The organism is Rhizobium giardinii bv. giardinii H152, assembly GCF_000379605.1.
GTDB classification, from domain to species: Bacteria; Pseudomonadota; Alphaproteobacteria; order Rhizobiales; family Rhizobiaceae; genus Pararhizobium; species Pararhizobium giardinii.
In genome coordinates, this window is sequence record NZ_KB902602.1 from 184,715 (window position 1) to 194,976 (window position 10,262).

Consider the following 10,262-nt stretch of genomic DNA (forward strand, 5'->3'; position numbering starts at 1 on the left):
TCCGGGCTTTTCCTTTGATCGAGTGATTCGATTAGCGGCGGGCGTCGAGGCTGTAACGACCCGCGCCGAACGCCACGACCTGCAGCAGGCCACCGGCCATTGCGATATTCTTGAAGAAGTGGATGAACTGGTTCAGGTCGCTGAGGTTGTTGTGGAACGTCAGTGCAGTGGCAACGCTGAACAGGGCAAGGATCAAAGCGACGATGCGGGTCTGGAAGCCGAGGATCAGGGCAATGCTGCCCAGGATTTCAGTCACGACGGCTGCGCCGTAGGACAGCGGCGGGATGGGCAGGCCAACCATGTTGATATAGCCGATCGTTCCAGCCGGATCAGAGATCTTGCTGATCCCGGACAGAAGGAAGATTGCCGCCAAAAGGATACGGCCGGCGAGAGGCGTGACGCCGTTAATGAGGGCCGAATGGGAAAGGGTTTCAACGCGCTGGGCGATTGCATCGGAATAAGACATGGAAATTCTCCTTGAGTTGGGGCGTAGCCACCGTTGGCTGCGTCGTGAGGAGAAATTGCCATTGTCCGATCGAACGAAAAAGCTGGATAATATGGGAGATTATCGTCGATAAAATCGAACGATAAAGGTAAAGAAAAACCCGCGCTTTTGACGGCGCGGGTCCGACAGGACGGTCGAGAAATCAGATGACTGAGAGCAGGCCTCCATCTACCAGAAGGGCCGTGCCTGACACATAGCTCGACAGGTCCGATCCGAGGAAAGCGACAGCATCCCCGACTTCCGCCGGTTTGCCAAGCCGCCGAAGCGGCGTCCTCTGGCGAAAGCCCTCGGAAGCCTGGGCGATACCGGGGCTCGTGCGAAGAAGCTCGGTGTCGATCGTGCCGGGTGCTACCGCGTTCACACGGATGCCATCCGGTCCAAGGGCGTCGGCCAGTGATTTCGCCATCAGCACCACACCGCCCTTGCTTGTCGAGTAGGCAACGGTGATGCCGGCGCCAGAGATCCCGCCCATGCTCGCCATGAGGACAATGCTGCCCTGCTTGTTCAGTGCCTTCATCTGGCGCGCAGCAGCCTGAGCACCGAACAGCGGGCCATCGAGGTTCACCGCCATCAGGCGGCGGTAATCGTCTTCCGGAACCTCCGCCCCGTCTGTCTTCAGTGTAATGCCTGCATTTGCGACCATGACATCGACGCCGCCGAATTCTTCTGCCGCCGCAACCAGGGCGTCGTTGTCAGCCTTGCGGCTGACGTCTGCTTTGATGAAAACGGATTTTGTCCCCAGTTTTCTGATCTCGGAGGCAGTCGGTTCACCGCCTTCGCGAGGTGCTTCCACGACGTCCGAGACGATAACTGCTTCGGCGCCATGTTCGGCAGCTCGGATGGCGATCGCACGGCCAATGCCGCTCGATGCGCCGGTTACGATGACAACCTTGCCGTCTAGAATGTTACTGTTGCTCATTGTGGTGATCCTTAGTTTCCGGCATTTTGGGAGCCGAGGAGGGCAGGGCGTCGAGTTGCTGCAGGAGGTAGTAGAGGTTGGCGACACCCCAGTGTTCGACGATCTGGCCGTTGCGAATGCGCATGGCATCGACGGTTTCGAACTTGATCTTTCGGCCCGTTGGCTCGATTCCAAGTACGACGCCCTGATGGGTGCCGTGGTAAGTCTTGAAGGTCGTGACGATATCGCCATCGACCGCTTGCCAATGGATTTCGGCATGGAAATCCGGGAAGGCTTCGCGTAGCGCCTGGTAAAGGCGGCGCGCACCTTCCTTGTCCGGCGTCCCACCTGGCTGCGGCGTGTGGTCCAGGAAGTCGTCGGCGAAAAGTTCGTCGAACAGTTCGAAATTGCCGCCAGACTGCACTTCAAGTGTGTTGCGCCGGACGACTGCTTTCAATGCTTCCTGTTGGACTTCATGATGGTCTGACATGGGATGATCTTTCCTGGGTTCGGTGTCAGAGTTCAAAACCACCGATTGTCATGCCGCCATCGACGGTCAGCATGTGTCCGGTGACATAGGAGGCGGCGTCAGAGGCAAGCCAGATCGCGGCGGCCGCGATTTCCTCCGGCTTGCCGCCGCGTTTGGCAGGAATGGCGTTTTGGGCAAGGGCTGCAAAACCCGGGTTCTGCTGGCTGTTTGCCGCGACCATTGGCGTTTCAGTCCAGCCGGGGGCAATCGCGTTGACGCGAATGCCCTGGGCCGCATTTTCCATCGCGGCAACCCGGGTCAGGCCCTGCACGCCATGCTTGGAAGCAGCGTAGGCACTCATGCCTCCCGGTCCTGTCAAAGCGGCGACCGAAGCTGTGTTGACGATCGAACCACCACCGCTGCGCCTGATCAGTGGGATTTAGTACTTCATCCCGAGAAAGACGCTTTGGAGATTGACGGCGATGACCCGTTGGAAGTCTTCAAGAGGATAGTCTTCGATCCGCTTCGCAGGGCCGGTGATCCCGGCATTGTTGAAGGCAGCGTCGAGCCGACCGGATGCAGCGTTGATCTGCTCGATCCATCCGACGACCTGAGGTTCGCTGGCGACGTCGAGTTCGGTTGTAAACGCCCGGCCATATTTGGCGCGGATTAGGTCTGCGGTCTGCGTGAGACCTTGGGCATCGCGATCGGCGAGATGCACTGTCGCGCCGTCACGAGCGAGCCCCAGTGCTATCGCCCGACCGATTCCCGAAGCCGCACCGGTGACCGCGACGACCTTGTTTGAGAAAAGCGAGGACATGACTTCTCCTTGCCACCCGATGGCAATCGGCTGGTCTGGTTGGAGCTGAAATTCAGGAGTGAGTTAGGCGGGCTTAGCCGTGAGCAGCGACGAGAGCAGTTGCGGTCCGGGCAACAATCTCGCCCTGATGGTAGGCACCTGCAAGATCGATCTGCGAAGGCTGGCGCGACCCGTCGCCACCGGCAACCGTCGTTGCGCCATAGGGAGCGCCGCCAACGATTTCTTCCGTGCTCATCTGGCCCTTGTGGCTATAGGGCAGGCCGACGATGATCATGCCAAAGTGCATGAGGTTGGTGATGATCGAAAACAGGGTGGTTTCCTGTCCACCATGCTGGGTACCGGTCGACGCGAACGCTGCGCCTACCTTGCCGTTGAGAGCTCCACGTGCCCACAGGCCACCGGCCTGGTCGAGAAACGCCGCCATCTGGGAGGACATACGGCCGAAGCGTGTTCCGGTACCGACGATGATCGCATCATAGTCGGCCAGTTCCGCCACGGTCGCAATCGGGGCCTCCTGATTGAGTTTGAAGTGAGCCTTGTCGGCGACTTCGAGCGGGACAGTCTCCGGCACGCGCTTGATCGTAACTTCGGCGCCGGCGTTTCTTGCGCCTTCAGCGATTGCACCGGCCATCGTTTCGATGTGGCCGTAGGACGAGTAGTAGAGTACGAGAACCTTGGTCATTTGCTTTGCTCCGTTGGAGTGGTTGAATTCGATGAAGGCAAGATGCTGCGTTCGATCATTTCGGAACAGCCGGATAAAATGGTCGCTTACGGTCGAAAAAATCGAACGTCAGTGACGCAACCGAGAGACAAAAAAGCGGCGCCAAGCGCCGCCTTCGACAGTGTGATCCGGGCCGATTCAATTCACGGATGCAGCACCATTCCGGGCGCTGTGGAGAAGCCGTTGCGCCGGCAACGAATCTGCCGGGTTGAGCGACCGCAAAGGCGATCTATGCGTGATGCGATCCGGCAAGCAGTTGCAGCTCCCAAGCAAGGCTGGTGCCAGTTGCACCACCGTGGTCGAGGATGATCTCGGCAATTTTTGCAGCGCTGTCGGCTCGGGCCCAATCACGCTGCAGTTCAGCCATGAATACACCGGAGGTTAGCGGTACTGCTCCAGCCTGAATCATCCGTGCGATACCCATTTCGTGCGCTTCCACGCTCGTCCCGCCCGAGGCGTCCGTTACGAAGTAGACTTCATACCCATCGCCTAGCGCGTGAATGACCGGGAAGGCCAGGCAAACTTCCGTCCAAAGTGCCGCTATGACGATCTTTTTCCGACCGGTCTTCTGGACCCAGCTGACGCAATTTTGATCTTCCCATGTGTTGATAAAAGTCCGGTCAATTGGCGTCTGTTCGGGAAAGACATCGGTGATTTGTTTGAAGATGAGACCGCCTCGGTCGCTGAGAACGCTTGTAAGAAGCGTCGGGACGCCGAAGGCTTTTGCTGTCTTGGCGAGCGAAACCGTGTTGTTGATCATCGTCGCGACATCGATGTTTTTGACGGCCGCCGCTTGAAATGGCTGATGATCAATCAGCATCAAGACGCAGTTGTCGGGCGTCAACAGCGTCTCGAGCCCAGTTTTTGCAAAAATCGTGCTTATCATGTATTTGTCCAGCTTTTACAGGGAATTACGAATGAGGAGGTTACGGGCTGCAAGATGCCACACGCCTCTCCGGAGTAAAAAGCCGTATAAATTCGTTCGCGGTATTCGAAAAAATCGAACGCGGAATGCGCTGGGTCGTCAATAAGTGGTATACTCATTCAGAGGGCGTAAACATCACAAGGGCCGAGTGCCCAATTGGGAACCTGGTTCGCAAATGTTTCGATCATGAAGGTTCCCGCCGGTCCGGGCGGAGAATCGGAGCGATGAATTGCGAAGAACCGATAGTTTCCGCCCTTGATGTCCGGTAACGTTATCTTGGCCAACCGCCCGGCAATTAAATCGTCTCGGATAAGGGGAACAGGCATATTTCCCCACCCAATCCCTTCGAGAAGAAGCATGTGCTTTGTCGAAAGATCGGCAACGCGCCAAGTATGGGTCGCAACGACCCCGAGGTCGATGCCTCTTGTACGCTCCGATCTGTCTGTCAAAACAATCTGAACGTGCTCGCGGCCCGCGCCGATACGGTTGTCGTCTGCGAGCGCGAGAGGATGATCCGGCGCCGCGACAGGTATCAGTTCCACGCTGCCAATCCCCATCCTTTCGAGACCGTCGATATCCACATCCGGTGGGCCGCTTATTCCAATGGATGCCTTTCCATTCAGAACAAGTTCGGTCACCGCCCCCAATCCTTCGGTACGGACGTGCAGTGGAATAGTCGGAAATCGGGCTCGGAAAGCCCTAAGAGCGCCGAGCACTCGCGATGCTGGCAACATGGCATCAAGAACGACCGACAAGCAGGGTTCGATCCCCTGTAATAGGCCTTGCGCCTTGGCGCGAAGACGACGGACACCATTCGCAACCGCTCTGGTTTCGGTTAAAACGATCTTTCCCGCATCCGTCAGCTTGGGTCTTCGTGTCGAAGTGCGGTCGAACAGCGAAAAACCTAACTGCGCCTCAAGATTAGCAATGGTATAGCTTACGACTGATGTCGCTCGATTGAGTTTGCGCGCCGCCGCGGCGAAACTGCCTTCATCGACAACGGTCAGGAAAACCTGCAGTTGATCAAAAGTGGGTATACCCGGCCCCTTCATTCGAATTCCAATCCACGCTCTCTTTTACCTCCCAGGAGCGTTTTAATTTCCCTAGTGTACTAACTGCAATAGCGCAGCGCTCTCGCCGGTGTACTCGGCCGTCGACAAAATTACTGCCCGTCCCGACGCCAGATTTCGAAACCCACCGGGGCACGGCTGCATGAAGACATCCGCTATCGCCGCCGCGTCAAATCGAGCCGTAGGCGCAGATAAGGCTTCTCAGTCGAGGCCCCAAGGATCTGACGCGCGATGGGGGAGAACGACACTGGCTATCGGGAACTTCATCGGCTCGTATAGATAGCTTTGATTCGCTAGGGTGTGGTCTGCTTTCGGCCTTGCGCGACGAAACAGACTACAGGTTTACGCAGGACTGGAACCGTCTCCGTAGGAGCCACACGGCGCAGGATGTGGACTCGCGGGATATGTGCTCCATCACGCCTTGTTTGCGGCAGTTGTCGGCAAGAATGCGCGCGAAAAGTTCGATCATCTATGTTTCTGATAATGTGAAAACGAAGATGGCTGCGAAATCCGCGACTATCAGTCTGCTTCAGCCCGAATAGATTTCGCAGCCTTGGTTGATTTGGAGGCTGAAGAGCGATGGGAACGGCTGGGTATCTCCGTTCATCTGTCGCACCTCTCGTTCGTTGATGTTTCTTGAGCTCACAAGGCTCGGAGGAGGCGGTGTCACAAGGGCTTTCGGAAATTGCACGATCCGCTGAATGGTGGCGCTTCTCCCGCCCGTTCAATCCTTCAGCAGATTAAGGGCTACGAGCGGCTGCCCGAAATGCTGAAGAGAGCCGGTGGCTTTGAAACTGCCAAGATCGACAGGCGCAAAGCCGAGGCGAGAGATCAGGTCAGCGACTTTCTTTCTTGCCTCAGGAAAGTTGCCGGACAGGAAGAGAACACGCTTTCCGCTCGGTTTGACCGGATCGGCTGCAAGCACCGCGGCGGGCAGCGTGTTGAACGCCTTCACAAGCTCAGAGCCGGGGAATAGTTGCGCAACGATCTCCGACGACAGGGGGCCGCCAAGATCACGCGGTTTGAAAGCAGGAAAGTCGATAGCATTGGTCGCATCGACGATGGTGCGGCCATCCCAGACTGCCTTTCTCCTGGCGACTTCCGGCACGGCGTCGTAGGGCACGGCCAGGATAAGGACGTCGGATTGAATAGCCTGATCGAGGTCCACAGCCTTTACTGTGCTGCCGAACTTGTCGGTGATTGACTGAAGCGAAGCCGCACCGCGTGTGTTGGCGATAACGGCATCGACACTTGCGGCATGGAAGCGTTCTGCAAGTGCAGAGCCGATCGCACCTGAACCGATAATTGCATAGGTAGTCATGGTAGTTCTCCTTTATATGGGGTTTCAGTTGAAGTTGTCGGGGAGGGGAATAAACTCATCGTCGCCCGGCACGCCGGGAAACTGCCGTTCGCGCCAAAGGTCGGCCGCATGGCGAATGCGCTCCTGATCCGTGGCCACGAAATTCCAGCGGATGAACCGCTTTTCCGGAAGCGGCTCGCCTCCAAACGCAAGAAACCGGGCTGCCTCGCTTGCCTTCACCACGATCTCCGCGCCGGGTTTAAACACGATGAGACGATCGGGACCGTAGGTGCCGTCCTGACCGATGATCTCGATCGCACCGCTGACGACGAATATGGCTCGCTCGATATGCTCGCCGTTAATCCGGTACCGCGAGCCGGCTTCAAGCTGGATCTCTGCGGAAAACAGATCAGAAAAGGTAGCCGCAGGTGAGCGCCGGCCGTGCAGGGTGCCCGCGAGAAGCTTCATATTAATGCCCTCGCCATTGACGGTCGGCAGTTCATTGGCGCCAAGATGCTGGAAAAGGGGCGCTGTCTCTTCCGACTGTTTCGGAAGGGCGATCCAGCTCTGCAGCCCCGTGAGCTTGCCTCCGTCCTTGCGGATATGCTCCGGCGTCCGCTCGGAATGAACAATGCCGGAGCCGGCCACCATCAAATTGACTTCCCCCGGGCTGATCAACTGCACGTAGCTCTCGCTGTCACGATGCATAAGTTCACCTTCGAGAAGGTAGGTGAGAGTCGAAAGACCGATATGCGGATGAGGGCGGGTATCAATGCCTTCGCCAACTCCGAAGCGGACCGGGCCAAAGCTGTCGAGAAAAATAAAGGGTCCGACCATCTGACGCATTGCCGCCGGCAGCGCGCGGCGGACAGAGAACCCTCCCAGGTCTCGGGTCGAGGGCAGAATGACTTGCTCGATATCAGCGTTCGACAAATAAGTCATTGTCAGCTCCGACGATTGAATTTCGATGAAAGGAAGGTAGGCCCGCTAGACGTTTCGGAAAACTCAGATAATTTCGGTGAAAACGATCGAGGAATTCGAAATGTCAGACCCCGGCCAGCCGACGCTGGATCAGCTCAAAGTTTTCATCACCGTGGTTGAGACAGGCAGCTTTGCGGCCGCCTCCAGGAAGCTCAACCGTGCCACTTCGGTGATCAGCTACACGATCGCTAATCTCGAAGCGCAGTTGGGCGTTACGCTCTTCGATCGTCTCTCGACGAAGAAGCCGCAGCTGACCCTGGAGGGGAGGACGGTTCTTGCTGAGGCCAAGAGTGTCGCGCATGGCATCGATAACCTTCGGGCCAAGGTAAAAAGCATGCTGCGCGGCGTGGAGCCGGAGGTCCATCTTGCGCTCGACGTCATGCTTCCTGCCGCTCGTGTCATGGATGCCCTGAAGGCGTTTCGACGGGAATTTCCCAGCGTGTCCCTTCTTCTCTATGTCGAAGCCCTAGGCGCGGTTACACAGATCGTGCTCAACCGTACTGCGGCGATTGGGATCAGTGGTCCTCTCGACGTCGAGATCGCGGGGCTCGAGCGCATCGGTGTAGGCTTCGTAAAGCTCATTCCTGTCGCGTCGCCGGACCATCCATTGGCAGGCGGGTCGCATCCACCGGGCACAGCTCGGGGCCACATTCAGCTGGTCCTGACGGACAGATCGCCTCTCACGCAGGGGCACGAGTTCGCAGTTGTCGGGAACCATACCTGGCGGCTTGCTGATCTTGGCGCCAAGCACATGCTGCTTAAGGAGGGGATCGGCTGGGGTAATATGCCGGAACCGATGGTTCGTGATGACCTCGAGGCAGGGCGCCTGGTACAGCTCGATCTTCCTGACTGCAAGGGCGGCCCCTACCGCCTTCAGGCCGTTTATCGCACTGACTCGCCTCCCGGTCCCGCCGCCCGCTTCCTCATCGACCATTTCCAAAGCCAGGACATTGATGACTCAATAGCGGCCGGCTAGACCTCTGGAGAATATGGCAAGCGGTACCTTCTGCCCCTTCGACAGCGATAGCTTTTTGTCACCCGCCGCGACGGGCGGATGGAGCAACTAGCGAAGGAGATGGCCATGACCAACCAATCTCGAAGCACCAACGGCGCAAATCTTCGGCCTGAGTGCAGCGAACATCGACATGCGGCAGAGCTCCCGCAGCGAAGATGACCCTGTCCACGAAATCTTTAGGCTGTGGGGAGATCATTGCCGCCGCGAATCGTGCAACTGCTTCCGGTAGCCGTCATCCGTGATGTGGTCGTGGAACTCCGTCGCCACCGCGCCTGGCTGGATGCAGGTCACGCAGGTGCCTAGGCGCACGCGTAACTGGGCTTGATCTTTCTCGAATGATCGAACACGCCAAGCAAGCGGAGGAAGCAGATCCGCTTGGACGTCACCTCATGTAGCGACCATTGCGGGATGGCAGATACATCTTTCGATGCGGTCCTTTCGACCATGGCTTTGATGGACGGACCTAATTTACCCGGTGCTCTTGGAGAGGCATTCCGGCTACTGCGACCAGGCGGCTTCCTCCTATTTAGCGTTCTGAATCCCTGTTTCATTACTTCGGGACTTGGTTGGGAAAAAGACGAAGAAGGAAGAACAACTGGCCTTCGGGTTTCTCGCTATTTCGACAGATCAACTTTCAAGAGCATTGGCGTTTCGGTGATCGTCCCAAGAACGAAGATGTCGTTCCGTTCGCAGTTCCCAGATTCCCGCGCACTATGGGCGACTATCTCAACGCTGTAGCCTCCGCCGGTTTCATTCTCATACATTGGGGAGCCGCAGCCGTCCCAAGCCGCATGCAAAGCAGTCCCACCGTTCACACGCTGGCGGAACCTTGGAGCCTTCCTTCTCCTGATCATGGCGAGGCGGCCTCGAACGCGAGGGGACCGCGGCGCGAACCATATCGTTGTCAGAGGAAGACTGTTGTCAAACGCGAATGCCTGATTGGCTAGCTGGTTGGTATCCGATGCGACCTTGCAAAGGACGGCTCTGTGGCCTCGCCGGACGGTTAATCTTTTCTGGCGGCCCTCTACAATATGGCTTCGCAATATTGCGTTTTCGTGGAGGTAATGTGTAGAGTTCATTGCGCAGGGTCATTCCGGAACTATCGGAGGCTGCGATGGAAAATTCTTTGGGGCAGTCCCGAAACGGCTTATTTGGGCCTGAGAGTGGAAAAGAGGCTTGTCACGCCGCTCGTGACCGTGACGGAGGCGGCCCGCTCGATAGCGGCGGGCGACTTTGGCAGACGGGCGTCGGGCCAAGGCCGCTTCGGCGAGGCCGACCGCCTGATCGAGTATTCAACCGCATGGCCGAATAGTTGCAGCGGGCGGAGAAGGAGCCGAAGTACTCGAATTCCGCGATCCCCACGAACTCAGGACCCCGCTGACGATCCTGCGGGGCCGNATGCAGGGGCTAGCAGACGTGTCTTCTCCCAGTCAGGAGCTGTTCCAGAGCCTCAGGTGAATGCGCGCGCTGGATAAACATAAAGTCCAGGATTAGATCCGATATGAAGCCTCCAATCGTCATCCCGCTTGCTCTGCTGCTCGGCGCTTCCACTATGCCG

Annotated in this window: 11 protein-coding genes and 1 pseudogene; 2 read left to right on the top strand and 10 right to left on the bottom strand. The window is 57.7% G+C overall.

Annotated elements, in window-relative coordinates; genetic code table 11:
• Positions 1-31: 31 nt before the first annotated feature.
• The 10 genes and pseudogenes from A3AY_RS0109835 to A3AY_RS0109875 all read right to left on the bottom strand — a co-directional run bounded on the left by A3AY_RS0109835 (position 32) and on the right by A3AY_RS0109875 (position 7,650).
• A complete protein-coding gene (locus A3AY_RS0109835; protein ID WP_018325511.1) occupies positions 32-466 on the bottom strand; it encodes a DoxX family protein in 435 nt (144 codons plus the stop codon).
• Positions 467-647: 181 nt separating this feature from the next.
• On the bottom strand, positions 648-1,424 hold the full coding sequence (locus A3AY_RS0109840; RefSeq protein ID WP_018325512.1) for an SDR family oxidoreductase: 777 nt from the start codon (positions 1,422-1,424) through the stop codon (positions 648-650).
• On the bottom strand, positions 1,411-1,893 hold the full coding sequence (locus A3AY_RS0109845; RefSeq protein WP_018325513.1) for an ester cyclase: 483 nt from the start codon (positions 1,891-1,893) through the stop codon (positions 1,411-1,413). Before A3AY_RS0109845 ends, A3AY_RS0109840 begins: the two co-directional genes overlap by 14 nt.
• A 25-nt stretch (positions 1,894-1,918) precedes the next feature.
• A pseudogene (locus A3AY_RS34935) lies at positions 1,919-2,692 on the bottom strand (SDR family NAD(P)-dependent oxidoreductase).
• A 73-nt stretch (positions 2,693-2,765) separates the two neighbouring features.
• The gene (wrbA, locus tag A3AY_RS0109855) at positions 2,766-3,374 is read right to left on the bottom strand and encodes an NAD(P)H:quinone oxidoreductase (protein ID WP_018325516.1); all 609 of its coding nucleotides are present in this window, start codon (positions 3,372-3,374) and stop codon (positions 2,766-2,768) included.
• 268 nt (positions 3,375-3,642) lie between these two features.
• Positions 3,643-4,299 carry a hydrolase gene (locus tag A3AY_RS0109860; protein ID WP_018325517.1) on the bottom strand — a complete coding sequence of 219 codons (657 nt, stop codon included), beginning with the start codon at positions 4,297-4,299 and terminating at the stop codon, positions 3,643-3,645.
• Positions 4,300-4,457: 158 nt separating this feature from the next.
• Positions 4,458-5,390, bottom strand: coding sequence for a LysR family transcriptional regulator (locus A3AY_RS0109865; protein ID WP_018325518.1), 933 nt, complete (start codon positions 5,388-5,390; stop codon positions 4,458-4,460).
• A gap of 311 nt (positions 5,391-5,701) precedes the next feature.
• Complete coding sequence (locus A3AY_RS41410) at positions 5,702-5,785, bottom strand: hypothetical protein (RefSeq protein ID WP_420830251.1); 84 nt, start codon at positions 5,783-5,785, stop codon at positions 5,702-5,704.
• A gap of 347 nt (positions 5,786-6,132) precedes the next feature.
• Positions 6,133-6,729, bottom strand: coding sequence for an NADPH-dependent F420 reductase (locus A3AY_RS0109870; RefSeq protein WP_018325519.1), 597 nt, complete (start codon positions 6,727-6,729; stop codon positions 6,133-6,135).
• A gap of 24 nt (positions 6,730-6,753) precedes the next feature.
• Complete coding sequence (locus A3AY_RS0109875; RefSeq protein ID WP_018325520.1) at positions 6,754-7,650, bottom strand: pirin family protein; 897 nt, start codon at positions 7,648-7,650, stop codon at positions 6,754-6,756.
• Between the two features lie 100 nt (positions 7,651-7,750).
• On the opposite strand from A3AY_RS0109875, the gene A3AY_RS0109880 reads away from it, so the two are divergent.
• Together A3AY_RS0109880 and A3AY_RS40445 are read left to right on the top strand one after the other, a co-directional pair.
• Complete coding sequence (locus tag A3AY_RS0109880) at positions 7,751-8,665, top strand: LysR family transcriptional regulator (RefSeq protein WP_026203277.1); 915 nt, start codon at positions 7,751-7,753, stop codon at positions 8,663-8,665.
• Between the two features lie 447 nt (positions 8,666-9,112).
• Positions 9,113-9,442, top strand: a complete 330-nt coding sequence (locus A3AY_RS40445) for a class I SAM-dependent methyltransferase (RefSeq protein WP_234913075.1) — start codon at positions 9,113-9,115, stop codon at positions 9,440-9,442.
• Positions 9,443-10,262 lie beyond the last annotated feature (820 nt).

Excerpts from the sequence above, each read along its gene's own strand:
- A3AY_RS0109835 (WP_018325511.1), bottom strand. The coding sequence starts at position 466 with ATGTCTTATTCCGATGCAATCGCCCAGCGCGTTGAAACCCTTTCCCAT.
- A3AY_RS0109840 (WP_018325512.1), bottom strand. The coding sequence starts at position 1,424 with ATGAGCAACAGTAACATTCTAGACGGCAAGGTTGTCATCGTAACCGGC.
- A3AY_RS0109845 (WP_018325513.1), bottom strand. The coding sequence starts at position 1,893 with ATGTCAGACCATCATGAAGTCCAACAGGAAGCATTGAAAGCAGTCGTC.
- wrbA (WP_018325516.1), bottom strand. The coding sequence starts at position 3,374 with ATGACCAAGGTTCTCGTACTCTACTACTCGTCCTACGGCCACATCGAA.
- A3AY_RS0109860 (WP_018325517.1), bottom strand. The coding sequence starts at position 4,299 with ATGATAAGCACGATTTTTGCAAAAACTGGGCTCGAGACGCTGTTGACG.
- A3AY_RS0109865 (WP_018325518.1), bottom strand. The coding sequence starts at position 5,390 with ATGAAGGGGCCGGGTATACCCACTTTTGATCAACTGCAGGTTTTCCTG.
- A3AY_RS0109870 (WP_018325519.1), bottom strand. The coding sequence starts at position 6,729 with ATGACTACCTATGCAATTATCGGTTCAGGTGCGATCGGCTCTGCACTT.
- A3AY_RS0109875 (WP_018325520.1), bottom strand. The coding sequence starts at position 7,650 with ATGACTTATTTGTCGAACGCTGATATCGAGCAAGTCATTCTGCCCTCG.
- A3AY_RS0109880 (WP_026203277.1), top strand. The coding sequence starts at position 7,751 with ATGTCAGACCCCGGCCAGCCGACGCTGGATCAGCTCAAAGTTTTCATC.
- A3AY_RS40445 (WP_234913075.1), top strand. The coding sequence starts at position 9,113 with ATGGCAGATACATCTTTCGATGCGGTCCTTTCGACCATGGCTTTGATG.